Source organism: Stenotrophomonas sp. STEN013 (assembly GCF_056760355.1).
The window spans coordinates 588,023-610,293 of sequence record NZ_JBRREO010000001.1; the positions used below are offsets into that span (position 1 = coordinate 588,023).

The window sequence follows — 22,271 nt, forward strand, 5'->3', positions numbered from 1 at the left end:
CCCAACCTCGATCAGTGGCCGCTGCCGGTCAGCGGCGTTTGCCCTTGTTGACCGGACGCCACTGCGCACCACGTCCGCTGCGTTTCCGCTCTGTGGCCTGCTCGGCCTGGCGCTGGGCCAGCTTGGCGGCGGCGGCGGCCACTTCCTCGCGCAGCTTGCGGTAGCTCTCCAGCCGGGTCTCATCGATCTCGTCACGCTCGATCGCGGCCTGCACCGCGCAGCCGGGCTCGGTCTGGTGCGAGCAGTCACTGAACTTGCATTGCAGGATCAGCGCTTCGATATCGGCAAAACCGCCTTCGGCCAGCGTTTCCTCGCCGGTGGGCTTGAGCTCGCGCATGCCGGGCGTGTCGATCAGACAGGCGCCGGTGGGCAACGGCATCAGCGCGCGATGGGTGGTGGTGTGGCGGCCGCGCGAGTCATTGCCGCGCACCTCGGCGGTCTTCATCCGCTCCTCGCCCAGCAGCGTATTGGTCAGGGTCGATTTGCCGGCACCGGAGGAACCGACCAGCACCACGGTGCGGCCCGGCCCCAGCCACGGATGCAAGGCGGCCACGCTGGCCGGATCCTTGCCGTTGATCGCCAGCAACGGGATCTGCTGCGCGGCCAGATCCTGCAGCACCTCCAGCGCATCGTCGCTGTACTCGGTCTGGTCAGCCTTGGTGAGGACCACCACCGGCTCGGCGCCACCGCCCCCCACCAGCAGCAGGTAACGCTCGATGCGACGCGGATTGAAGTCCGCATCCAGCCCGCAGACGATGAACACCGTATCGATGTTGGCGCCGATCACCTGCTGGTGGTAATGCTCGCCGGCGGCGCCGCGCTTGATCGAGGTGCGCCGCGGCAGCAGCGCCACGATGCGCTTGCCTTCCAGCAGCACCCAGTCGCCTACCGCCGCGCGCTCGTGGCTGGGGAAGCGCGGCCGCTGCCATTCCGGAGGCGATTCGGTCTTGATCGCGGCCTCGGGCGCATCGGCCACCACATAGCCGGAGCGGTGCTGCTCGATCACCCGTCCGGGACGGGCCTGCGGATGCGCGGCGAACAGCCCCTGCCAGGCCGGATCTTCCGGCGCGCCGGGCCAGGGCCAGCCAATGGGACGCAACGCGGTGAAGTCGATGGAATCTGTCATCGGCCAATTCTACCGGGCTGCGGCATCGACTCCCGCCAAGGCGGTGGTCGCAGGGGGAAACGGCCCTGCGCAGGCGCGGTTTGCACGGCAGTTGCGCCGCTGATTGTTGGGAATTGTTGGGAATGGAACCGTTGCCCCGCATCGCAACAATTCCGCTACCATGCGGTGTCCATGCCCTTGACGGCTGTGAGAAATGTCAACCTCTGCCAAACCGCTTGCGACCCGTGAACGCCTGTCCGAAGTCCGCTACGAGATCCGTGGTGAACTGGCCCGGCGAGCGCGGGAGCTGGAGGCGCAAGGGCGCAGGCTGATCAAGCTCAATATCGGCAACCCCGGCAATTTCGGTTTCCGCGCGCCTGAGCACCTGCAGCACGCGATCGCCGATGACATGGGCCGCACCGATCCGTACACCCACCAGCAGGGACTGCCGGGCGCGCGTGAAGCCATCGCCACCGCCTATGCCCGCCGCGGCGCGCCCGATGCGGTGGCTGATCGGGTGTTCGTGGGCAACGGCGTGTCCGAGCTGATCGACCTGTCGCTGCGCGCCCTGCTCAACCCGGGCGACGAGGTGCTGGTGCCTTCGCCGGACTACCCGCTGTGGTCGGCCGCGACCATCCTCAACGACGGCCGCCCGGTGTACTACCAGTGCAAGCCGGAAAACGGCTTCCTGCCCGACCCGGTGGAGATGGAGGCGCTGGTGTCCGCGCGCACCCGTGCCATCGTGCTGATCAATCCCAACAACCCGGCCGGCGCCAGCTACCCGCGGGCGCTGCTGGAGAAGATCGTCGCCATCGCCCGCAAGCACAACCTGTTGCTGCTGGTGGACGAGATCTACGACCAGATCCTGTATGACGGCGCGCAGTTCCAGCCGGTCGCGCCGCTGGCCGGCGATCATCCGTGCCTGACCTTCAGCGGCCTGAGCAAGGTGCATCGCGCCTGCGGCTGGCGCGTGGGCTGGATGCTGCTGTCCGGTGCCGGCGAACAGCTGGGCGAATACCGCGCCGCGCTGGACCTGCTCAGCGCGCTGCGCCTGTGTGCCAACGTCCCCGGCCAGTACGCCATCGAGGCGGCGGTCAATGGCCCGGATACCATCACCGCGCTGTGCAGCCCCGGCGGCCGCCTGTACGAGACCCGCCGCGCGGTGATCGAGGCCTGCGCCGCCAGCGAGCACCTGTCGCTGGTCACCCCGGCCGGGGCGCTGTACGCGTTTCCGGCGGTGGTCGGCCCGGCCGCGCAGGGCTTTGACGACCATGATTTCGCGCTGCAGCTGATGGAAGAAGAAGGCGTGCTGGTGGTGCCCGGTTCCAGCTTCAACGTGCCCTACCGCAACCACTTCCGCGTGACCCTGCTGCCGGAAGCCGGCGTGATGCGCGACGTGTTCGCCCGCATCGACAAACTGCTGGCCCGCCGCGCCGACGCGGTGACCAAGGTGGTCACACTCAAACCCCGCACTGCCGCAACCGGCTGAGCGAAGGCGATGAACGCGATCGATACCGCTGCCGCCCGTTATCTTGCGCTGGGCGATTCCTACACCATCGGCGAGGGCGTGCCGGCCGCCGGCACCTGGCCGTTCCAGCTGGCCGCGGCGCTGCGCGCGCAGGGTGTGCCACTGGCCGACCCGCAGGTCATCGCCACCACCGGCTGGACCACCGACGAGCTGGCCGCGGCCATCGATGAGGCTGCGCCCCAGGGGCCGTTCGCGCTGGTCAGCCTGCTGATCGGGGTCAACAACCAGTACCGGGGACGCCCGCTGGCCGAGTACCGCCAGCAGTTCGAGCAGCTGCTGCAGCGCGCGATCGCCCTGGCCGACGAGCTGCCGGCCCGGGTGCTGGTGCTGTCGATTCCCGACTGGGGCCTCACGCCCTACGCGCGCGACAACGGCCGCGATGCCGCCCAGGTCGCGCAGGACATCGATGATTTCAACGCCGCCGCCCGTGCCTGCTGCGGCGACTACGGCGTGGCCTTCGTCGATATCACCCCGGTCAGCCGTGATGGCGGCGACCAGCCGGCCATGCTGGTCGCCGACGGCCTGCATCCGTCGGCGCAGATGTACCGGCGCTGGATGGAAGTGGCGCTGCCGGTCGCCAGTGGCCTGCTCACGGCCTCGCAGCCCCAGTGAGCGCGCGCGACGACTCCCCGGCCATGACGTCCGATGACGCGCGCGTCATCGCCCGCGCCTTCGCGCCGACCCGGCCCTGGGGCAACCGCTGGGACTATTACTACACCCTGGGCAAGCTGCGCAGCGACCCGCTTTACCCCGGGGTGCTGCAGGCCCTGCGCGGCACCCGCGCCCCCGTGCTGGACATGGGCTGCGGCCTGGGCCTGCTGGCCCACGCCCTGCGCCGGGACGGACAGAGCATGCGTTACCGTGGGGTCGACAACGATGCGGCCAAGATCCGCCGTGGCAGTACGGTGGCCAGTCGCGCCGCGCTGGCCGACGCCAGCTTCGAGGTGATGGACCTGGCCACCACCCTGCCCGAACACCGCGGCAGTGTCGCGATTCTGGATGTCCTGCAATACCTTCCGGCCCCGGCGCAGCAGTCGCTTCTGCCCCACGCCGCCGGCATGCTGGAGGGCGACGGCCGGCTGGTGCTGCGCATGGCCTTGGCTGATGACAGCCGCCGCGGCCGGATCTCGCGCCTGGGCGACCGTGCCGCCAACCTGATCGGCTGGATGCAGTTCCGTCCACGCCACTATCCCGATGCCGAATCGCTGAAGGCATTGCTGCGGCAGGTCGGGCTGTCGGTGCGCCTCACTCCGCTGTACGGCAACACCCCATTCAACAACTGGCTGCTGGTCGCGCAGCGCGATCAGCCACGGCCGGCCCATTTGCGCCGATAATTGGCCCATTCCCTCCGCCGCCCGTCCCGGGCCGGCACCGCAACGAGACTCCCGTGAAGAAGACCTACCGCCTCGATATCGAAGGCAAACATCCGGACCGCCTGCTGGAAGCCAGCAAGCACGACATCCGCAAGTACACCAAGCGTGAGCGCGGCAAAGCGCTGCCGGCCGGCGCCGATACGTGGGGTTTCGACAGCAGGCTCGGCGTGGACGAAGCCTCCGCCAAGCCGGTGGCGTATGACGGGTTGTTCCGCGCCATCGACGCGCTGGTCGCCGCCGGCAACACCCAGTTCTATGTGGAAGTGCTGAGCAAGCCGGCCAAGCGCAGCCCGCGCCCGGCCGCGGAGCCGGCGGTGGCACCGGAAAACGACTTCGAAGATTGACCGGGCAAGGCCGGCGCGTCAGCCGGCCATCTTAGCGGCCGCCGCCGCGCGCAGGCGGTCCTTCTTGCTGGGCCGGCGGCCCTTGATGCCGCCATTGCTATCGGCCACCACGCCCGGCGCCGGTGCCGCCTGCTGCGGTACAAAACCGGGCAGCACCTCGACCGTCACCGCCAGCCCGTGGCGCTTGCCGATCAGACGCCAGTGCGGCATCGCCGCAGCATCGATGAAGCTCACCGCCAGACCTTTCTCCCCGGCCCGCCCGGTACGGCCGATGCGGTGCAGGTAGTCGGCCGGCGCACGCGGCAATTCGTAATTGACCACCACCGGCAGGCGCGCGATATCGATGCCCCGCGCCGCCAGATCGGTCGCCACCAGCACCCGCAACCGGCCATCCTTGAACGCCTGCAGCATGCCGAAGCGACGGCCCTGCGACAGCTCGCCGTGCAGCGCCTGGGCGCTGATATCGGCTTTGCGCAGCTGCGCGGCCAGCCGGTCGCCCTCGCGGATGCTGGCGACGAACACCAGCACCTGCGGCCACTGCTGTTCTTCCAGCAGCGACAACAGCAGCTCGGCACGGCGGCCGCTATCGACCTGGATCGCCCGCTGCTCGATCTCCACCGGCGCCTGCGCGCCCACTTCCAGCCGCTGCGGATCGCGCAGCCCGGCCGCGGCCAGCGCCTGGATATCGGCCGGGAAGGTGGCCGAGAACAGCAAGGTCTGCCGCTGCACCGGCAGCTCGGCCAGCAACTGCCGCAGCTCGGCGCCGAAGCCCAGTTCCAGCAGACGGTCGGCCTCATCGAGTACCAGCAGCTGCACCTGCCTGAGCGACAACGCGTTGTGCGCCAGCAGGTCGAGCAGCCGCCCGGGCGTGGCCACGACGATATCGGCACCGCCACGCAAGGCCATCATCTGCGGATTGATCGAGACCCCGCCCACCGCACACACCAGATGCGGTTTGCGCGGCAGTTCACGCCCCAGCGTGGCGAACACATCGGCCACCTGCAGCGCCAGTTCACGGGTGGGCACCAGTACCAGCTGGGCCAGCACGCGGGGCTTGCGCGGCGGTGGCACAAAGAAGCGCTGCAACGCCGGCAGCACGTAGGCGGCCGTCTTGCCGGACCCGGTCGGCGCCAGCGCCACCACATCCCGACCCTTCAACACCAGCGGTACCGCCTGTTGCTGGATCGGTGTCGGCGCCGCATAGCCGGCCTGCTGCAACGCCTGCTGCAGGGCGGGCAATACATAAGGAGACAGGCCGAGCGTGGAAAAGGGCATGGTGCAGGTCCGGAACACCGCCGGCATGGCGGGGAGGCGAGTCTACGCCGTTCGCTGTGGCAGGCGTGCACGCAGGCCGCGCGCCTGCAGCTGCTGCAGCACCGCTTCGATGATGGCCAGGTTCTGGCCATGCCCGGCGCCTTCATGCAGCAGCACGATCGCGCCAGGTTGCAGATCCTGTGCGATCCGCGCCATCACCCCTTCCGGTGTGCAACCCACCCCGTCAAAGCCGCGCGCACTCCAGCCCACCCGGGTCAGGCCATGCCGCTTGAGCGCGGCGGCGACAAACGGATTGGTCATGCCCACCACCGAGCGGTACCAGCGCGGCGGGGTGCCGGCGATGGCGGTCAGGGCCTGCTGGCACTGGCCGATCTCGCGCGCCATCTGCGCCGGACCCAGCGCCCAGAAGCGCGCCTGCGGGTGCGAGTGGCTGTGGTTGCCCAGCTCATGGCCACGCCGCAGCACCTCGCGCACCAGCTCCGGCCGCGCCGCTGCCCGTTCGCCCACCATGAAGAACGTGGCCTTGGCCGCATGGCGATCAAGCAGATCCAGCAGCGCCGGGGTCTCATCGGAGGGGCCGTCATCGATGGTCAGCCACACCTCCGCGCCGGGCACGCGGCTGAGCACCGGCGCGTAGAAGCGGCTGTTGGGCAGGAACACCGGCACGATAAACAGCCCGTGGCTGGCCAGCAGCAGCGGCAGTCCCCAGACCCAGCCCAGCTGCCACCACACCAGCGCCACGCCCAGCTGCGAGGCCAGCAGCCACTTCACCCAGCGCCAGGGGCGCACAGGAATGCGATACAGGGTTTCCGGGGCAGTCATGCCCCATGATGCCATGCAGCGTAGAATCAGCCGCAGTCCTCACCACTTCTGCGAGTTCCCGATGTCCCTGGACCCTGCCCTGCGTTCGCGCATTGAATCCATCCTCGCCGCCGACCGCGTCGTCCTGTTCATGAAGGGCCAGCCGTCCATGCCGCAATGCGGCTTTTCGGCCAAGGCCGTCGGCGCGCTGCAGGATCTGGGCGTGGAATTCGGTCATGTCAACGTGCTGGCCGACCAGGACATCCGCGAAGGCATCAAGCTCTATGGCGACTGGCCGACCATTCCGCAGCTGTACGTGGACGGCGAGCTGATCGGCGGCAGCGACATCATCCTGCAGATGGCCAACAGCGGCGAGCTGAGCAGCCTGCTGGGTGTGGCCGCCCCGGACCGCACCCCGCCGACCATCACCGTCACCCCGGCGGCGGTGGAAATGCTCAAGGGCGCGCTGGCCGACTCCCCCGGTGCCGCGCTGCAGCTGAGCATCGATGCCAACTTCCAGCCGAACTTCCAGCTGGCCCCGCACGATCCCAACGCGATTGCCGCCGAATCCAATGGCCTGCGCGTGCAGTTCGATGTCTCCAGCGCCCGCCGCGCCGAAGGCATCACCATCGACTGGGTGGACGACATCCGCGGCCAGGGTCTGGCGATCAACAACCCCAACGCCCCCAAGGCGGTGCAGGAGCTGGACGTACGCAGCGCCGATGACCAGCTGCGCGCCGGCAGCATCACTTTGGTTGATGTGCGCCCGGCCGACGAGCGCGCCATCGCTGCGATCAACGCGCCCTTCGAAACCTTTGACGGCGACAACCGCGCCAGGCTCGAAGCCCTGCCCAAGGACACCGCACTGGCGTTCCTGTGCCACCGTGGTGGCCGCAGCGCGCAGGCTGCCGAACAGTTCCGCGCCAAGGGTTTCAGCAACGTGTTCAACATCACCGGCGGCATCGACGCCTGGTCGGAGCACGTGGACAACAGCGTACCGAAGTACTGATCGGCTACTGGCCACAGCAGAACCAGAAAACGCCGGCATTGCCGGCGTTTTTTTTGGGTAAACCGTGCCGGCTGCGGACTCAGCCGGCGAACCCGCCTTCGGCCAGGAAGTGCAGCTCCTCCGGGGTCGGAATCCGCCCCAGCACCGCGTTGCGGTGCGGGAAGCGGCCGAAGCGGCGGATGATGTCGCGGTGCAGTTCGGCAAAGCGCAGGTATTCCAGATCGCCCAGCACTTCGAACATCGCCACCGAGCGATCCTGGTCGACCGGGTCTTCGGAGTGTTCGAACGGCAGGTAGATGAAGGCCCGCAGCTGCGGTGTCAGCTCACGGTCCAGCCCTTCCTCGATGCTGCGTATGGCGTAGTGCCGTGCCAGCCCATCCGTGGCATAGCAATGGGCGGTACCGCGGAAGCAGTTGCGCGGAAACTGGTCCAGCAGGATCTGCAGCGCCAGGGCACCTTCGGCGTCGTGCAGCCAGTCCTCACAGCCACGCCGGGCAGCGGTGTAGTGCGTGTCCAGGAAGCGCTCGCGGAATGCCGCATCGAACGCATCGTCACGCACGAACCAGCGTTGCGGCCCTGCCGCCCGCCAGAATTCCACCACCGAACGTGCCGTTTCCACCACTGTCTCCCCGATCAGCTGCTATCCATATGGCGATACCCACCCACATACGCGGCCCCTGAAGGTGACGTGCAGACCTATCGCATTGCGCCGCTAGCTTAAGCCGCGCGCAGCGCCGTGCATACGGCTTTGTGCGCTGCCCGTCGCCAGCACGGCCACCTGCGTCCTCCGCCTGCGGCAGCCCCGGGCAGGGGGAGGGGGAAACCCCGCTGGCGGAGCGCGTCGGCCTTTCATAGCCTCGCCGGATAAAGGGAGGGGGTCCTTTGAAAGCGCTGATCCGAGCATTCTGGCCGCGCAGGCGCGCCGCCGGTATCCAATCGTTGTCGCCCGCGCTGTGGGCAAGCATTGTCGATGGCGCCAGCACCTGCCTGATGGTCGCCAATGCCGAGGGCGTCATCCTGGCCGTCAATCCGGCATTGCGGAACATGCTGGCCAGCCTGGAAACAGAACTGCGCCAGCAATTTCCCGATTTTGACGCGGCGACGCTGGTGGGCAGTTCGATCGACCGCTTCCATCATGATCCGGCGGCGCGCCACCTCCAGCTGCGACAGCTCACAGGGCGCCACCTGACCGACATCCGTGTCGGCAGCGCACGGTTCGGCCTGGCCATCACCCCGATCGCCGGCGCCGACGGGACTACCAGCATCTACGCGGTGGAATGGACCGACAAGACCCGTTGGGCACAGGCCGCCGATAGCGAGCTGCGCCTGCGCACCGCACTGGACAACATGACCGCCAAGCTGATGCTGGCCGATGCCGACAGCACCATCGTGTACGTCAACGATGCGCTCAAGCGCATGTTCCAGCGCAACCTGGAAGCCATGCGCAGTCGCTTCCCCGACTTCGATCCGGAGCAGCTGGTCGGTCGCAGTATCGATATCTTCCACCGGCATCCGCAGCACCAGCGCGAGGCGCTGCGCAACGCGCGGACAAAGATATCGGCGTCACTGCAGATCGGACCCATGCGCATGGAACTGGATGCCATGCCGATCCGCGATGGCAACGGCCGCTATCTGGGGGCTTTCGCCATCTGGGACGACATCCACGCGGTACACGAGCTGGTGCGCCGCGTCGGCCATGGCGACCTGGATGGCCGGCTCCAGCCCGCGCACTATGAGGGCAGCATGCAGGCACTGGCCGAGCTGCTCAATACGATGATGCAGGCGGTGCATGCCCCGATGACGAGTGCCGTTGGCGTGGCCAGTGCTCTGGCCCGCGGCGAGCTGGGCAGCCGGCTGGATGAGCATGCCGAGGGGGTCTTCCAGCAACTGCACGTGGCACTCAACACCGCGGCGGGCAATCTGGCGCAGATGATCCGGTCCATCCAGGTGTCATCGGCGGCGGTGCTGCAGACGGCAAGCGAGATCGCCGCCAGCAGCAGCGAGCTCAGCAGTCGCACCGAAGCCCAGGCGGCTTCGCTGGAGGAGTCGGCAAGTGCGGTCAAGCAGCTGGGCGTGCATCTGCAACAGACCAACCGCGCACTGGACACGATCACCGCGCAGGCCGCCAGGATCAACGCGGAATCGCAGTCCGGACAGGACATGGTCACCGCGGTGGCCCATGCCATCGACACGATGGCCCGGGATAACACGCAGATCGCCAACTTCGTCAAACAGATCGACGCGATCGCCTTCCAGACCAACCTGTTGGCACTCAACGCCGCCGTGGAAGCGGCCCGCGCGGGCGTCCATGGCAAGGGCTTTGCCGTGGTCGCCAGTGAGGTACGGGCATTGGCCCAGCACAGCGCCGAGAGCGCACAACAGATCAACCGGATCGTGACGGCATCGACGCAGGGCGTCCTGCACGGCCAGTCGCTGGTTGCCGACGCGGCAGCGAAACTGCGGGACATCACCGAGGCCGCGGGGCTGATAGACCATGACCTGGGCATCCTCTCCGCGGATGCCGGGCAGCAGCGCCAGAGCCTGCGCGAAGTCGATGTTGCCATCGATACGATCGATCGTTTTACCCAGCAGAACAGCGCCATGGCCGAGCAGAACGCCGCCGCCGCCGAGGCCCTGCACGAGGCCGCACGGGAGCTGCATGCCCAGACCGGCCGCTTCCATCTGCAGGCCCTGCCGCCGTCGGCAGCCATCCGCGACACCCCACTTGCTACGCTCTAGTTTCCAACAGGTTTGAAGATGGATTTTCCAAAACCCAGCTCACCGTTTTCCGGTGGAACGCCAGAGATCCCGCAAGCTGAAATCGACCTGCGTCTGGCCTATCTGAAATACAACGCCGAAGATCAACGCAACCTCAACCAGGCCTGGGATTACATCCAGAGCTGTTCCCAGCACAACATCGACCGCTTCTACGCCCATGTGGGCGCGTTCGCTGAAACCGGCTCCTACATCCAGGACGGGCGCCAGCTCGACCGTCTGCGCGGGATGCAGCAGCACTACCTGCGCGAGCTGTTCTGCGCGCCGGTGGATCCAGCCTACGTCGACAACCGCTTGCGTATCGGCATGGTCCACCACCATATCGGGCTGGAACCGCACTGGTATCTGGGCTCCTGCAGCCAGCTGCTCAGCGAGATCACCCACTCGCTGGAGCCGATCCTGACCGAGGATCCGCGCTTTTACGCGGCGGCCATGCAGTCGGTGATCAAGCGGCTGTTTCTGGACATGGGCATCGCGATGAACGCCTATGTCTTCACCGATCGCCATGCGCTATCCAAATCCACATCGTCGTTGCGCGAGAGCGAAGCGCTGTTGTCCGAGGCACATGATCTGGCGCAGCTTGCACGCTGGGAGCTGTTCCTACCGGAAGGCCCGTTGAACGGATGCCCGCGCGCGCAGGAGATGCTGCATCTGGAACAGACCCAGGAGAAGAACGGGTACGAACGCCTGCGCTACTGGGTCAATCCGGCCGACCGTGCCGAAGTCGATGCCGCCTTCGCCTCGACCCTGGCCAGCGGCGTCACCTATGACGTCCGCTATCGGGTAGAACATCCCGGGCATCCCTTGCGCATGCTGCGCGAGCGCGGCCGGGCCCTGCTGGAGAACGGCAAGCCGGTCCGCGTGGTCGGTACCGTGCAGGACATCTCGCTGCAGGTCTCGCAGCTTTCGCGGATCGAACAGCTGGCCCTGTTCGACGACCTGACCCAGTTGCCCAACCGGGCCAACTTCCTGGGCAACCTCGAACGTCACCTGATAGATGCCGGGAAGACCCGCAAACCGTTCTCGCTGCTGTTCATCGATCTGGATGACTTCAAGGAGATCAACGACACCCAGGGACACAGCGTCGGCGATGAAGTGCTGATCGAGGTCGCACGCCGTCTGAAGGAGAACCTGAAACCACAGGAAATGGTGGCCCGGCTCGGAGGAGACGAGTTTGTCGTGCTCACCCCGACCGGCGCCAAGGACGGCGCGACAACCGCTGCCTTGCGGTTCTCCACTGCGATCGGCAGACCCCTGTGGATCGGCCAGTCGATGATGGGTATCCGCGCCAGCATCGGTATCGCCAGCTGCCCGGAGGACGGCCTCAAAAGCGGCCTGCTGCTGCGCAATGCCGATATCGCCATGTATGTGGCAAAATCTTCGCGCAGCGGCATCGAGATCTACCGGCCGGAGATGAGTGAACGCCTGTTGCGGCGCGCGCAACTGGCCAGTCGTCTGCAACATGCCCTGGATGAAGGTGCCCTGGAGCTGTACTACCAGCCCCAGGTAACCGTCGCAGATGGCACCCTGGTAGGTGCCGAAGCGCTGCTGCGCTGGCACGATCCGGTGCTGGGCCAAGTCAGTCCCGACGAGTTCATCCCATTGGCCGAACATCGCGGCCTGATCGGCGCCGTCGGCCAGTGGGTTGCCGCCCAGGCCTGCCGGCAACTGCATCGCTGGGAGTCGGCCGGGCGTGCCCTCCCCGGCCAGCTGGCAATCAATATCTCCCCGCGCCAGCTCGATGATCCACAGTTCGCCGAACAGCTGCTGGAGCTGGTCCACCAAGCGGGGGTACTGCCCGGAAAAATAGACCTGGAACTGACCGAGAGCGGGATCATGATCGACCCCGAGTCGTCACTGTCCATCCTCCAGAAGCTCAAAGATTCCGGTTTCTCACTGTCCCTGGACGACTTCGGCATGGGCTACTCGTCGCTGGCGCATCTGCGGGGTTTCCCGCTGGACAAGATCAAGCTCGATCGCTCCTTCGTGCTGGGGATGCTGGAGCAACCGCACGACTACGCCATCGTGGTGGCCACCATCGCGATGGCGCAGAGCCTGGGGTTGCGCATGGTCGCCGAAGGCGTGGAAAGCGCGCTGCAGGTGGATGCGCTGAAGCGGCTCGGGTGCAGCCATGCGCAGGGATATTTCTACGGAGTACCGCTGCCGGCGGAGCAGTTCGCCGAGCAATGGCTGAACACATGATGCGTTGCGGGTGAATCGGCATCGTCGCCGGGTGCGATCTGGATGAAGTAACCGGAGCGCCACCGCATCGATGCCGCCAGCAGGGCGTCACGGCCTTGCAGCTGCAGTTTCTGTTTTATTTTCTCGCGATAGCTTTCGACGGTTTTCACCGACAGGCCGGACTCGCTGGCGATCTGTGTCGGCCCCATGCCTTCGCCAATGCGCAGGAATATCTCGAACTCACGCGGCGACAGCGGCAGATCGGCTTTTTTCAGGGTTTCCTGCAGCACACACCCACCGCACCGGGAATCTTCCGCACCACTGAACCGGCATTCAAGCAGCGTCAACAGCAGGAGACGGGCACTGCACTCGCAGCCCTTTTCCGTGAGCATGCCGCACAGACGGCCCTGACGGGGAAAAGCATCCTCACCGGCATGGTCGCGCGAGGTGATGACAAGCGTGCGCACCGACGCAAGCGCATGACGATCGGCACGATGCAGGTGCGAAGCATGCTCGGGATCCGTCAACAGCACCTCGACGTTGCTTCGCTGCAGCAGCTGGCTTGTCTGGGCGACACTGCGGCTGATGCTTATGTGTCCCGGGGCCTCCAGCTTCTCCAGCAGATGCACAAGTCCGTGCTGGATCAGCGGACGGTTCACCGCAATCACAATCATGCGTGAATCCACCGCTCCGGCTCCGTGGGCGGTCACTGCTTTTTCGCCTGGAGTATCTGCGGCCTGTCCGGCGGCCTGACCTGTAGAAAGCGCGTTGCTGGAACACATACTGCACTTCGCCAAATTTCCCTATGTCCCGCATTCTATCGCGCATTCATAAATACCACCCTGCGTAGCGGTATGGCTGATACCGCTGTTGCATGGGGTAAAAATCTGGTGGCGGCAGAGTCGCTTCAATACCTGCACGCCGGAGCGGTTGGAAGCCTGCCGGCCGGTCCCGGCCGTGACCAGAGGTTTGCGCAGATCCGGAGCCGGCACGCACCAGCGAGTGGACTTGCCAGGTGTTACGCAATGGCGGGCGGGCACCTTCATCGAGGTGCAGGGAGCGCCGCCATCGCCGGTGCCTGTGCCCGTTGGTCAGGCCCCCTCGGCAGGCCTGCGCGGAAGGAACCGGATACGGTCCACCGGACTCCTCGCTGGACCATCGGGCAGCCGCCGCTCAAGGACGGAATACCTGGCCCGAAACCGTACGCCGGCGTTGGTTTTGCGATACGGTTCGCACATTCAGATCACATCGGGACGGGGGGCTTTAATGCGCATAGGGATTGTTGTCGATTCGGCCTGCGACCTGCCGCCGGAGTTCATCCGCCAGCACGGCATCGTGCTGCTGCCCATCACGGTACGGATCGGCGAAGCGGTGCTGGCCGACCACCGCGACGAGGAGGCCACGCTGGGTTTCCTGCATGCGCATGTGGCCGAGGGCGGTGCCGAAGCGGAAACCATTGCCTTCAGCGTCAACCAGATCCGTGATCTGTTCCTGGGCACGCTGGTGATCGACTACGACCATGTGTTCTGCATGACCATCACCAAGACCCGCAGCCCGATCCACGACAACGCCATGCAGGCCAGCTTCGCGATCCTCAACGACTACAAGCCCGTGCGCCAGGCTGCCGGCCACAACTCGCCGTTCGCCCTGCGCGTGCTCGACACCCAGAACCTGTTCGCCGCGCAGGCGGTTACCGCGGTGGAGGCGGTGCGCCTGCGTGAAAGCGGTGCCAGCGTGCAGCAGATGCGCGAGCGGCTGGAACAGCTGGCGGGCAACGTGCATGGCTACATGGTCACCCGGGATCTCTACTACCTGCGTGCCCGCGCCCGCCACAAGGGCGACCGCAGCGTCGGCCTGCTCAGCGCCGCACTGGGCAGCGCGCTGGATATCAAGCCGGTACTGCACGGCTATCGTGGCGATACCGCGCCGGTGGCCAAGATCAAGGGTTTCGACAACGCGGTGCAGAAGCTGTTCGATTTCACCGGGCAACGGGTGCGCAACGGACTGCTGACGCCCACCGTATGCGTGAGCTACGGCGGCGAGCTTTCCGAACTGCGCACCTTGCCCGGCTACGCCGCGCTGCGTGATACCTGCAGCGCGAACAAGGTGGAACTGCTGGAAAGCGTGATGAGCCTGACCGGCATGGTCAATGTCGGCAAGGGCGCGGTGACCGTCGGTTTTGCCGACGAGCCCCACAGCTTCACCGCCTGACCACCGATCGCCCCCGGCCATCACTGGCGTGACGCGGTCGCAACGCGTTGCACGTTACGTTGGGTCAACCCTCAGGAGAATCCGTATGTCCGTGCAGTACTCCATCTCCCTGCCCGATCCGGCCAAAGCCCGTGGCAACGATCCGCGCCTGTCCTTCAGCGCCAATGGCGCCGAGGAGTTCGCCGCGCAGCTGCAGGCCGCGCTGCGCACGCCCGAGCTGTTCCAGCGCTGGAAGGCCACCCAGGAGGATCCGGAGGATGTCGACCCGGCGTTGGGCGCCACCGACCCGGATGCCACGGTGACCGGCCAGCAGGCCGATCTGCGCATCAACCTCCAGGCCACCACCCGCCTGCCCGGCGAGCTGTTCAAGCAGCGTCTGCGGCTGCTGGCCGGCAGCCACTGGGAACTGCGCGACGTGCGCTGAGCGGTGGCCACGCCGATCCTGCTGTCCTGGAGCGGTGGCAAGGATGCCGCCTGGGCACTGCATGAACTGCGCCAGCGCGAGGACTTCGTCGTCATTGCGCTGCTTACAACGCTCACCGAAGGCTACAACCGCTCTTCGATGCAAGGGGTGCGTGCCGACGTGCTCCAGGCCCAAGCCGATGCTGCGGGACTGCCTCTGGTACAGGCCTGGATTCCACCGGTTTGCGACAACACGGTGTACCTGGCACGCATGTCCGAGGCATTGAGCGGCGCTCGCCAGCGCTGGCCTGCGCTGGAAACCATCGCCTTCGGCGATCTGTTGCTGGCAGACATCCGCGACTGGCGCGTGCAGCAGTACGCCGAACTCGGCTGGCACACACTGTTTCCCCTGTTTGGCCGCGACACCGCTGCGCTGGCCCGGCAGATGGTGCAGGAAGGATTGCGCGCGCAGCTGTGCTGCGTGGATAGCCAGGTGTTGGATGCAACGTTCGCCGGACATGCCTTTGACATGGCTTTCCTTGACGCATTGCCCGCCGGCGTTGATGCCTGCGGCGAGAACGGCGAGTTCCACACCTGCGTCAGCGCCGGCCCGATGTTCCGTGCGCCACTGCGATTGCGCCAGGGCGATACCGTGCTCCGTGACGCACGCTACGCCTATACGGATTTCCTGACGGCTTGACCGCACCGGCCACTGTCCCACTGGTGCAGGAACGACCTGCGCCAGTGGGACAGCCAGTTCAACCGCACATCGCCCTGGCGTGATGGGCGATGTGCTCGCCGATGAAGCTGCTGATGAAGTAGTAGCTGTGGTCGTAACCGGGCTGCAGGCGCAACTGCAGCGGATGGCCAGCCGCCTCGCAGGCGGCCTGCAGCAGCTCGGGCCTGAGCTGGCTGGCGAGGAACTCGTCGGCATCACCCTGGTCGACCAGCAGCGGCAAACGCTCGCTCGCCCCGGCAACCAGCGCGGTGGCGTCGTGACGCGCCCACGCCGCCCTGTCGTCGCCGAGATAGGCCGCAAACGCCTTCTGTCCCCACGGCACCTGCGAGGGCGCCACGATCGGCGAGAACGCCGACACGCTGCGGTAACGGCCGGGGTTCCTCAGCGCGATGGTCAACGCGCCATGGCCGCCCATCGAATGGCCACTGATCGCGCGGACATCGCTGGCCGGGAAATTCGCCTCCACCAGCGCCGGCAGTTCATCGACGATGTAGTCGTACATCCGGTAATGGCGGGCCCACGGCTCGGTGGTGGCATTGACATAGAAGCCGGCGCCCTGGCCCAGGTCGTAGCCGTCGGCATCGGCCACCGCCGGGCCCCGCGGGCTGGTATCCGGCGCCACCAGAATGATCCCGTGCTCGGCCGCATAGCGCTGCGCGCCGGCCTTGGTGATGAAGTTCTGCTCGGTGCAGGTCAGGCCCGAGAGCCAGTACAGCACCGGCAAGCGAGCGCCGGCCTGCGCCTGCGGCGGCAGATAGACCCCAAGCGTCATGTCGCAGCCCAGCACCCGGGAAGGATGGCGGTAGACCTCCTGCCAGCCGCCGAAACTGGCACGGTGTTCGAGGCGTTCGGCCAGCATCTCAGCCACCTCCCGAGGCGGACGACAGGCGGATCTGGCAGGTCTTCAACACGTCCAGGTCGCCCTTGACCTCGATGCGCGAATCGTTGGCCAGCGCGCGGATACGCAACGCGTAGAACGCCTCCGGAATATCCTCGTATTCGTCGGGTGCGGCAATCAATACGCCGGTGGTAACGAAGCCGGCCTTCTTCCAGCTCCGGTCCAGCGACGACAGGATCAACGCGTCAATCTCCGCCAGATCGGATGCCTGCAGTCGCTCGATCGCCTCACGCGCTTCCGCGCTGTCGTCCATGCCAGCCAGTGCGGCGGCCAATCCATCTTTGTTGAACATCGCACTCATCTCAGTAGTGGATCACCGAACGGATCGACTTGCCCTCGTGCATCAGCTCGAAGGCCTCGTTGATCTGCTCCAGGCCCATGGTGTGGGTGACGAACGGCTCCAGCTCGATCTTGCCGGCCATCGCGTCCTCGACCATGCCCGGCAGCTGGCTGCGGCCTTTCACCCCACCGAAGGCGGTGCCCATCCACTTGCGGCCGGTGACCAGCTGGAACGGCCGGGTGGAGATTTCCTTGCCCGCGCCGGCCACGCCGATGATCACGCTCTGGCCCCAGCCGCGGTGCGCGCATTCCAGCGCCGCGCGCATGACATCGACGTTGCCGATGCACTCGAAGCTGTGGTCCACGCCCCAGCCGGTCATCTCGACGATGACCTGCTGGATCGGCTTGTCGAAGTCCTTCGGGTTGACGCAGTCGGTGGCGCCGAACTGGCGGGCCAGCTCGAACTTGGACGGGTTGGTGTCGATGGCGATGATGCGCCCGGCCTTGGCCTGGCGCGCGCCCTGGATCACCGCCAGGCCGATGCCGCCCAGGCCGAACACGGCCACCGAATCACCCTCGGCCACCTTGGCGGTGTTGTGCACCGCGCCGATGCCGGTGGTCACGCCACAGCCGAGCAGGCAGACGTGCTCCGGGTTGGCTTCCGGGTTGACCTTGGCCAGCGAGACCTCGGCCACCACGGTGTACTCGGAGAAGGTCGAGCAGCCCATGTAGTGGTAGATCGGCTCACCGTTGTAGCTGAAGCGGGTGGTGCCATCGGGCATCACGCCCTTGCCCTGGGTGGCGCGCACGGCCACGCACAGGTTGGTCTTGCCGCTGGTGCAGAACTCGCACTTGCCGCATTCGGCGGTGTACAGCGGAATCACGTGGTCACCCGGCTTTACGCTGGTGACGCCCTCGCCCACCTCGACCACGATGCCGGCACCCTCATGGCCCAGCACCACCGGAAACAGGCCTTCCGGGTCCTCACCGCTCAGGGTGAAGGCATCGGTATGGCACACGCCGGTGTGGGTGATCCTGACCAGCACCTCGCCGGCCTGGGGCGGGGCAACATCGATCTCGACAATCTGCAGCGGTTCACCGGCGGCAAAGGCGACGGCGGCACGGGATTTCATGGTTGTTCTCCTGCGGGAATGACGGAAGGCGACGCTGTGCGCCGCCCGGGATTACTTGAGATAGGAACGGATCAGGCTGGACATCTCGGTCACGCGCGCGGCGCGCTGGGCTTCGGACCGCGCCAGCTGGCCGAATTCCTCACGCAGGTGGGCTTCCATGACCTGGCTCATCAGTCCGTTGACCGCGCCGCGAATGGCGGCGATCTGCTGCAGCACCGGGCCGCAGTCGGCACCGGCCTGCAGCGCGCGCTCCAGCGCATCGCACTGACCACGGATACGCTTAACCCGGGCCAGAACCTTCCTTTTTTCCTCCGGCGAGTGCGGCATGACCGACCCCGATACCTTGTACTGGGGGGTAGTATATTTTGCAGGCTGCGCGATTGCACCCGCCAGAGATGCCGGCACATCCTTCACAGCGCCGTATCACCGCGCGCGCGGGGCCGCAGTATCGTCCCGGTCAACTGCTCCGGAGACGCCACAATGATCCGCCGATCCGCGCTCCTGCTGCTGCCATCGACGCTGGCTGCGCTGCTGCTGACCGGCTGTGATCGGGCCGGGAACGCCGGCATCGAGACAGCCGCCGTCCCCGACTCGGTGCCGGTGCCCCTGTTTGAAACCTTTGGCGATCTGCATCGGGATATCGGCACGCCCGTACCGATGGCACAACGCTACTTCGACCAGGGCCTGCGGCTGGCCTACGGCTTCAACCACGAAGCCGCCGGACGGGCCTTCGCCGAAGCGGCGCGACTGGATCCACAGTGCGCGATGTGCACATGGGGACAGGCGCTGGTGCTGGGCCCGAACATCAACCTGCCGATGGACCCGGCTGCGGCCAAAGAAGCCAGCGCGCTGGCGGCAAAGGCGGCGCATCTGGCCGGCAGCGCGCGACCGGTCGATCAGGCCCTGATCCAGGCACTGCAGAAGCGCTATCTCGCCCCAGCACCGGACGACCGCGCACCACTGGACCACGCCTATGCCGAGGCGATGGCCCAGGTGGTCGCGCAGTTCCCGGACGATGACGACGCGGCCACCCTGTATGCCGAGGCGCTGATGGATCTGTCGCCGTGGGCCTACTGGAACGCGGACGGCTCACCGGCGCAGTTCACCCCGAAGCTGGTCGGCGAACTGGAGCGCGTGCTGGCGCGCAATCCGCGCCATATCGGTGCGATGCACTACTACCTACACGCCATCGAGGCCTCCCCCGACCCCAAGCGCGGCGAACCCTATGCCGATACCCTGGCGGCGCTGGCGCCCGGCTCCGGGCATCTGGTGCATATGCCCGCCCATATCTACATCCGCGTCGGCCGCTACCACGATGCGACCCTGACCAATCTGGCCGCCACCACCGCCGACAAGGACTTCCTGGCCGTATGCCGCGGCAGCAACGGCGTCTACCCGCTGGGTTATGTGCCACATAACTGGCACTTCGCGACGATGACCACCGGCCTGACCGGCTCACGCACGCTGGCGCTGCAGGCGGCAAAGCAGACGGCCGAGCGTGCCGACCGCAGCGCCATGGGCGAGGCGCCGATGCAGTTCATGCAGCAGTTCGTGGTCGCGCCGCTGCTCACCCAGGTCCGCTTCGGCGACTGGGACGCGATCCTGTCCGATACCAGCGCCCCGTCGGAATTGCCCTATCCGGCCGCAATACGCCACTTCGCCCGCGGCATGGCCCAGCTGCGCAAAGGTGCAGTGGATAAAGCGGAAAAAGAAGCCGACGCGCTGCATGCGATCGCCATCGATCCGGCGATGGCGCAGGTGAGCTTCTTCGACATCAATCACGCCGACAATGTCCTGCGTGTCGCCGATGGGCTGCTGCAGGGCGAGTTGCTGCGGACGCAGGGAAAACATCGCGACGCGATCACCCGCCTGCGCGAAGCCACCGCAGCCGAGGACGCACTGGCCTACAACGAGCCGGCCGACTGGCCCCTGCCGGTACGCCCGTATCTGGGCGCCGCGCTGCTGGAAAACGGCGATGCCAACGGCGCGGCGGAAGCCTTCAACCAGGATCTGAGGACCTATCCGCTCAACGGCTGGTCGCTGTTCGGCCTGGCGCAGGCGCAGCAGGCCCTGGGCCAAGCCGATGCCGCGCACGAAACCTCTCGCCAGCAGGCCGCCGCCTGGCAGTGGGCCGATGCGCCGCTGACTGCCGCGCGCTATTGAGCGCAGCCACGCCGATTCTGCGCCGGGCGTCCCCGCCGCAGGGCACCACTCCCCAGCCGGGAGTAGGCTTCCCCGCCACGCCGGGTCACGGCATCAGCCCGCCGGCTGTGCGACCAGCGCGTCATCGGCCGCCGCGGCGCGCTTGAACGCCTCCCGCTCGCCCAGACGTTGCGCATAGGCGAGAAAGCCCGGCTGCGGCGGGAGCGTCTTGAAGGTCAAGCCGAACAGGATCTGGCTGCCGACATAGACATCGGCCGCGCTGAAACGCTCGCCAAGCAACCACGGCGACGCCTTGGCCGCGATCTGCTCCAGCAGGCCGATGGTCGCCTCATAGCTGCCATAACCGACGAATCCGGCCTTCTCCGGGGGCAGCTCCTGGCCCAGCGCGCGGGCGGTGACCGCGGCCTCGACCGGTCCTGCGACGAAAAACAGCCAGCGCAGGTAGCTGCCACGCAGCGGATCGGCCAGCGCCGGGGCCAACCCGGCGGCCGGAAACGCGTCAGCCAGATAGGCGCAGATCGCCGCGGTTTCAGTCACCACCACGCCGCGGTGGACGATGGCCGGCACCTTGCCCATCGGATTGATCGCCAGATACTCCGGCGACTTCATGCTCTGCCCGTAGCCCATCACCTCGACGCGGTAGGGCTGCCCGATCTCCTCCAGCATCCAGCGCACGACGCGGCCGCGCGATTGCGGGTGGGTGTAGAAGACAATCTCATCGTTCGAACTGCCCATGTACCTGGCTCCGGATGGTGGAACGGCAGTCTAGCAACACGCTGCGGCATCTCCCGGAAGTGCCCGCTGCGCTGCAAGACGAATCCGGCCGGCGGCGGTCATTGCCCCGGCGGCTCCGTCAACACCGGCATCAGCGGCTGCGATGTGTCGCCGGTCCAGCGCATCAGCGTCAGTTCGGCCTGCTGCGCGCCCTTTGCGCCGGAATTGCGCACGGAATAGAACAGCCCCCCGCCCAGCGACTGCAAGCCGACATCGGCCTTCTGGTTCCAGCCACGGATGCCGGTCGCCGGATCGCGCTGGCCATCCGCGGCCAGGGCCAGTCGCAGGCCCTGTTCCCAGCCCTTGCCATCGGCCGCCGGCACCCCGACCAGATCCCCAAGGACCGGCGCCGCCCGGCCATCCACGGCGAACAGCTGGTAGTTGGGAAATGCCGCCTTGCGGCCGCGGTACACGCCCATGAACCAGCGCTGCGATGCAGCGTCATAGGTGAGGTTCTGCACCCCATAGGTGGTGTTGCCGGTGTACACGAAGTATTTCCCATCAACCTCCGCCGGTCCCTGCCGGTGCGGCCGTGCCTCGAGCAGTGGCTGCGCGTGACGCGCCCAGTCACGGATGTCGTATTGCAACAGCACCTGGTGGTCGTTGTCGGTGCGTGCGGTGTTTCCGTAAATGCCGTAAGCCACGGTTAAGTACAGCGGGCCCTCGCTCGCACCGAAGCGTGGCCCGAACGCCACTCCGTCGATGCCCGAACAGCCATAACGGTGATCCGGTGACTGCGCCTCGTTGCCGGAGTAGCGACCGTCATCGCCATCGAAGCGACCGTCGCCATCCACGTCGGCGGTGTAGTCGTCCACCACCTCGGGCAGATGGACCGTGCGGAAAACCTCACCCTCGGCGGCATTCATCCCCAGCCGGTTGATGCCTTGGCCATCGATGATGGCGATGTAGAACGCCTGATCGGCCTTGTATTCGAGCGATCCGTAGATCCGCCCGTCAGCGGGGTTGAGATCCAGATCACCCAGATGACCGGTCCAGCCGGCCAGCGTGCCCACCAGCTTTCCCTCGAAGTCGAACTTGGCCAGCAGATCGGTGAACGAGTAGTAGATGAAGCCGCCCTGCCGGTCCACGGCGATGCCCTGCACATGTCCTGCATCCCAGGTGCCCCCGTCCTGCTTCAATGGCAGCACAGGGGGTTTGCCGGAGGCAGCAGTCGGTTCCCCGGCCAGCGCCGGAGCCGCCAGCAGCGCCAGCAGCAGGTAGAAACTGTTTTTCATGGGAGATCCCTGGAAACGGATGCAGGTGGCCGGTTGGTAGGCGGGC

22 protein-coding genes are annotated in these 22,271 nt (G+C 66.7%); 11 read left to right on the forward strand and 11 right to left on the reverse strand.

The genetic code is table 11. The features are described from left to right. Nucleotides 1–28: 28 nt before the first annotated feature. The gene (rsgA, locus tag ACVOMH_RS02525; RefSeq protein ID WP_481523980.1) at nt 29–1,126 is read right to left on the reverse strand and encodes a ribosome small subunit-dependent GTPase A; all 1,098 of its coding nucleotides are present in this window, start codon (nt 1,124–1,126) and stop codon (nt 29–31) included. Nucleotides 1,127–1,319: 193 nt separating this feature from the next. On the opposite strand from rsgA, the gene ACVOMH_RS02530 reads away from it, so the two are divergent. From ACVOMH_RS02530 to ACVOMH_RS02545, 4 genes are read left to right on the forward strand one after another with little or no spacing between them, the layout of a single operon-like run. Continuing rightward, nucleotides 1,320–2,594, forward strand: coding sequence for a pyridoxal phosphate-dependent aminotransferase (locus ACVOMH_RS02530; RefSeq protein ID WP_481550937.1), 1,275 nt, complete (start codon nt 1,320–1,322; stop codon nt 2,592–2,594). A gap of 9 nt (nt 2,595–2,603) precedes the next feature. After that, complete coding sequence (locus ACVOMH_RS02535) at nt 2,604–3,245, forward strand: SGNH/GDSL hydrolase family protein (protein WP_481550938.1); 642 nt, start codon at nt 2,604–2,606, stop codon at nt 3,243–3,245. A 23-nt stretch (nt 3,246–3,268) separates the two neighbouring features. Continuing rightward, complete coding sequence (locus ACVOMH_RS02540) at nt 3,269–3,967, forward strand: class I SAM-dependent methyltransferase (protein WP_481550939.1); 699 nt, start codon at nt 3,269–3,271, stop codon at nt 3,965–3,967. Nucleotides 3,968–4,020: 53 nt separating this feature from the next. Further along, nucleotides 4,021–4,350: a DUF6172 family protein gene (locus tag ACVOMH_RS02545; protein ID WP_481550940.1), complete on the forward strand. Its 330-nt coding sequence runs from the start codon at nt 4,021–4,023 to the stop codon at nt 4,348–4,350. An 18-nt stretch (nt 4,351–4,368) separates the two neighbouring features. On the opposite strand, the gene ACVOMH_RS02550 is transcribed toward ACVOMH_RS02545, so the two are convergent. Continuing rightward, the gene (locus tag ACVOMH_RS02550; RefSeq protein ID WP_481550941.1) at nt 4,369–5,625 is read right to left on the reverse strand and encodes a DEAD/DEAH box helicase; all 1,257 of its coding nucleotides are present in this window, start codon (nt 5,623–5,625) and stop codon (nt 4,369–4,371) included. A gap of 42 nt (nt 5,626–5,667) precedes the next feature. After that, entirely contained in the window at nt 5,668–6,447 is a 780-nt protein-coding gene (locus ACVOMH_RS02555; RefSeq protein WP_481550942.1) for a polysaccharide deacetylase family protein, read from the reverse strand. A gap of 61 nt (nt 6,448–6,508) precedes the next feature. Here ACVOMH_RS02555 and grxD point away from each other — a divergent pair, with 61 nt between their 5' ends. After that, nucleotides 6,509–7,435, forward strand: a complete 927-nt coding sequence (grxD, locus tag ACVOMH_RS02560; protein WP_481550943.1) for a Grx4 family monothiol glutaredoxin — start codon at nt 6,509–6,511, stop codon at nt 7,433–7,435. A 79-nt stretch (nt 7,436–7,514) separates the two neighbouring features. On the opposite strand, the gene ACVOMH_RS02565 is transcribed toward grxD, so the two are convergent. Then, a complete protein-coding gene (locus tag ACVOMH_RS02565) occupies nt 7,515–8,057 on the reverse strand; it encodes a DUF924 family protein (RefSeq protein WP_481550944.1) in 543 nt (180 codons plus the stop codon). Between the two features lie 317 nt (nt 8,058–8,374). Between ACVOMH_RS02565 and ACVOMH_RS02570 the strand changes: the two genes are divergently transcribed. Both ACVOMH_RS02570 and ACVOMH_RS02575 read left to right on the forward strand, forming a co-directional pair. After that, a complete protein-coding gene (locus tag ACVOMH_RS02570) occupies nt 8,375–10,174 on the forward strand; it encodes a methyl-accepting chemotaxis protein (RefSeq protein WP_481550945.1) in 1,800 nt (599 codons plus the stop codon). An 18-nt stretch (nt 10,175–10,192) separates the two neighbouring features. Then, nucleotides 10,193–12,412 (forward strand): putative bifunctional diguanylate cyclase/phosphodiesterase, encoded by a 2,220-nt coding sequence (locus ACVOMH_RS02575; protein ID WP_481550946.1) that lies wholly within the window; start codon nt 10,193–10,195, stop codon nt 12,410–12,412. On the opposite strand, the gene ACVOMH_RS02580 is transcribed toward ACVOMH_RS02575, so the two are convergent. After that, the gene (locus ACVOMH_RS02580) at nt 12,358–13,173 is read right to left on the reverse strand and encodes a helix-turn-helix transcriptional regulator (RefSeq protein WP_481550947.1); all 816 of its coding nucleotides are present in this window, start codon (nt 13,171–13,173) and stop codon (nt 12,358–12,360) included. The two genes, ACVOMH_RS02575 and ACVOMH_RS02580, sit on opposite strands and share 55 nt — an antisense overlap. A gap of 484 nt (nt 13,174–13,657) precedes the next feature. On the opposite strand from ACVOMH_RS02580, the gene ACVOMH_RS02585 reads away from it, so the two are divergent. From ACVOMH_RS02585 to ACVOMH_RS02595, 3 genes are all read left to right on the forward strand, one after another. After that, a complete protein-coding gene (locus ACVOMH_RS02585; protein ID WP_481523989.1) occupies nt 13,658–14,602 on the forward strand; it encodes a DegV family protein in 945 nt (314 codons plus the stop codon). Between the two features lie 85 nt (nt 14,603–14,687). After that, the gene (locus ACVOMH_RS02590; RefSeq protein WP_054658058.1) at nt 14,688–15,026 is read left to right on the forward strand and encodes a hypothetical protein; all 339 of its coding nucleotides are present in this window, start codon (nt 14,688–14,690) and stop codon (nt 15,024–15,026) included. 3 nt (nt 15,027–15,029) lie between these two features. Further along, complete coding sequence (locus tag ACVOMH_RS02595) at nt 15,030–15,704, forward strand: Dph6-related ATP pyrophosphatase (RefSeq protein ID WP_481550948.1); 675 nt, start codon at nt 15,030–15,032, stop codon at nt 15,702–15,704. A gap of 58 nt (nt 15,705–15,762) precedes the next feature. Here the strand turns inward: ACVOMH_RS02595 and fghA are convergent, their stop codons facing one another. Genes fghA through ACVOMH_RS02615 form a run of 4 tightly spaced genes read right to left on the reverse strand, consistent with a single transcriptional unit; the run spans nt 15,763 to nt 18,380 of the window. Further along, entirely contained in the window at nt 15,763–16,602 is an 840-nt protein-coding gene (fghA, locus tag ACVOMH_RS02600) for an S-formylglutathione hydrolase (RefSeq protein ID WP_481550949.1), read from the reverse strand. A gap of 1 nt (nt 16,603) precedes the next feature. Next, nucleotides 16,604–16,933, reverse strand: a complete 330-nt coding sequence (locus tag ACVOMH_RS02605) for a DUF3658 domain-containing protein (RefSeq protein ID WP_481523992.1) — start codon at nt 16,931–16,933, stop codon at nt 16,604–16,606. A 10-nt stretch (nt 16,934–16,943) separates the two neighbouring features. Next, entirely contained in the window at nt 16,944–18,053 is a 1,110-nt protein-coding gene (locus ACVOMH_RS02610; RefSeq protein WP_481523993.1) for an S-(hydroxymethyl)glutathione dehydrogenase/class III alcohol dehydrogenase, read from the reverse strand. Between the two features lie 51 nt (nt 18,054–18,104). After that, a complete protein-coding gene (locus ACVOMH_RS02615; protein ID WP_481523994.1) occupies nt 18,105–18,380 on the reverse strand; it encodes a metal/formaldehyde-sensitive transcriptional repressor in 276 nt (91 codons plus the stop codon). A 153-nt stretch (nt 18,381–18,533) separates the two neighbouring features. Between ACVOMH_RS02615 and ACVOMH_RS02620 the strand changes: the two genes are divergently transcribed. Continuing rightward, nucleotides 18,534–20,216 carry a tetratricopeptide repeat protein gene (locus ACVOMH_RS02620; RefSeq protein ID WP_481550950.1) on the forward strand — a complete coding sequence of 561 codons (1,683 nt, stop codon included), beginning with the start codon at nt 18,534–18,536 and terminating at the stop codon, nt 20,214–20,216. 93 nt (nt 20,217–20,309) lie between these two features. Here the strand turns inward: ACVOMH_RS02620 and ACVOMH_RS02625 are convergent, their stop codons facing one another. After that, complete coding sequence (locus tag ACVOMH_RS02625; protein WP_481550951.1) at nt 20,310–20,951, reverse strand: glutathione S-transferase family protein; 642 nt, start codon at nt 20,949–20,951, stop codon at nt 20,310–20,312. Between the two features lie 98 nt (nt 20,952–21,049). Continuing rightward, nucleotides 21,050–22,225, reverse strand: a complete 1,176-nt coding sequence (locus ACVOMH_RS02630; protein ID WP_481550952.1) for a hypothetical protein — start codon at nt 22,223–22,225, stop codon at nt 21,050–21,052. Nucleotides 22,226–22,271 lie beyond the last annotated feature (46 nt).

Bases quoted from the DNA above. Each gene is read 5' to 3' on its own strand.
- grxD (WP_481550943.1), top strand. From the start codon at position 6,509: ATGTCCCTGGACCCTGCCCTGCGTTCGCGCATTGAATCCATCCTCGCC.
- ACVOMH_RS02580 (WP_481550947.1), bottom strand. From the start codon at position 13,173: ATGTGTTCCAGCAACGCGCTTTCTACAGGTCAGGCCGCCGGACAGGCC.
- rsgA (WP_481523980.1), bottom strand. From the start codon at position 1,126: ATGACAGATTCCATCGACTTCACCGCGTTGCGTCCCATTGGCTGGCCC.
- ACVOMH_RS02575 (WP_481550946.1), top strand. From the start codon at position 10,193: ATGGATTTTCCAAAACCCAGCTCACCGTTTTCCGGTGGAACGCCAGAG.
- ACVOMH_RS02605 (WP_481523992.1), bottom strand. From the start codon at position 16,933: ATGTTCAACAAAGATGGATTGGCCGCCGCACTGGCTGGCATGGACGAC.
- ACVOMH_RS02555 (WP_481550942.1), bottom strand. From the start codon at position 6,447: ATGACTGCCCCGGAAACCCTGTATCGCATTCCTGTGCGCCCCTGGCGC.
- ACVOMH_RS02535 (WP_481550938.1), top strand. From the start codon at position 2,604: ATGAACGCGATCGATACCGCTGCCGCCCGTTATCTTGCGCTGGGCGAT.
- ACVOMH_RS02530 (WP_481550937.1), top strand. From the start codon at position 1,320: ATGTCAACCTCTGCCAAACCGCTTGCGACCCGTGAACGCCTGTCCGAA.
- ACVOMH_RS02585 (WP_481523989.1), top strand. From the start codon at position 13,658: ATGCGCATAGGGATTGTTGTCGATTCGGCCTGCGACCTGCCGCCGGAG.
- ACVOMH_RS02630 (WP_481550952.1), bottom strand. From the start codon at position 22,225: ATGAAAAACAGTTTCTACCTGCTGCTGGCGCTGCTGGCGGCTCCGGCG.
- ACVOMH_RS02540 (WP_481550939.1), top strand. From the start codon at position 3,269: ATGACGTCCGATGACGCGCGCGTCATCGCCCGCGCCTTCGCGCCGACC.
- ACVOMH_RS02620 (WP_481550950.1), top strand. From the start codon at position 18,534: ATGATCCGCCGATCCGCGCTCCTGCTGCTGCCATCGACGCTGGCTGCG.
- ACVOMH_RS02625 (WP_481550951.1), bottom strand. From the start codon at position 20,951: ATGGGCAGTTCGAACGATGAGATTGTCTTCTACACCCACCCGCAATCG.
- ACVOMH_RS02615 (WP_481523994.1), bottom strand. From the start codon at position 18,380: ATGCCGCACTCGCCGGAGGAAAAAAGGAAGGTTCTGGCCCGGGTTAAG.
- ACVOMH_RS02590 (WP_054658058.1), top strand. From the start codon at position 14,688: ATGTCCGTGCAGTACTCCATCTCCCTGCCCGATCCGGCCAAAGCCCGT.
- ACVOMH_RS02610 (WP_481523993.1), bottom strand. From the start codon at position 18,053: ATGAAATCCCGTGCCGCCGTCGCCTTTGCCGCCGGTGAACCGCTGCAG.
- ACVOMH_RS02550 (WP_481550941.1), bottom strand. From the start codon at position 5,625: ATGCCCTTTTCCACGCTCGGCCTGTCTCCTTATGTATTGCCCGCCCTG.
- fghA (WP_481550949.1), bottom strand. From the start codon at position 16,602: ATGCTGGCCGAACGCCTCGAACACCGTGCCAGTTTCGGCGGCTGGCAG.